The sequence below is a fragment of the Stenotrophomonas sp. INTA L402-1 genome (assembly GCF_059295135.1).
Map to the genome: position 1 here is coordinate 1 of NZ_JCAFWP010000116.1, position 732 is coordinate 732.

Annotated in this window: 1 protein-coding gene; it reads right to left on the reverse strand. The window is 53.1% G+C overall.

Features of this window, described 5'->3' with window-relative positions; genetic code table 11:
* A partial coding sequence (gene yihT, locus AC5O77_RS21795; protein ID WP_494507177.1) for a sulfofructosephosphate aldolase occupies positions 1-730 on the reverse strand: 730 nt, incomplete at its 3' end.
* Positions 731-732: the final 2 nt, after the last annotated feature.

Sequence of the window (732 nt, forward strand, 5' to 3'; positions counted from 1 at the left end):
CAGCCAGGAAGCCCGATGCACCCGCTGTCATTGCCACGCGTACGGCACGCGGGAACAGTTTTTCGTCGACACCGGAAGAAAGTATCACCCACGGCATATTGATATGGTCATTCAGACGTTGTGAAGCACTGAGAAGCTCTTGTTGCGGACCTTTACCGTAAAGCGGCATTTCAACTTTGTAGAGGTCAGCGCCACTGTCGCCCAGCTCTTTGGCAGCATCGATGATCGCTTGTTCGCGATCGAATTTATCGCCACGACGCGGCGGACGAACGACTGGCTCAATGATGCTCACCAGACCGTGTGAGTGGCACAGTTCATTGAACTCTTTCACCATATCCAGGCGTTGCTGCGCATCTTCATCACTACGCCACAGCACCAGCAGTTTTAAGGCTTTGCCACCGTCTTGGTTGATTTGTTGCGGGTTGATTTTGCGGTCAATGACTACGCTATCTACCGGAATACCGTTGCCAGGAATGAACTCATCGGCGGCGACAATCATGGCGCAACTTTTGGCAATCGCGTTTTGCTCAACCACCTGGCGGTAGCAGAATTGTTGATCTACCAGAATCGCCGATGCATAAGGTGAAAGAGTCTTCGCGGCGTTAACTTTGAAATCAGTTAAAACGCTATCGGCTACTGGAGCGGGTGCGCCAGCCGCGGCAAACATCATGCGCATGGCTTCGCGCTGATCGACCGACAGCATGGCAAAACCGCCCGATGCACGCGTAATGT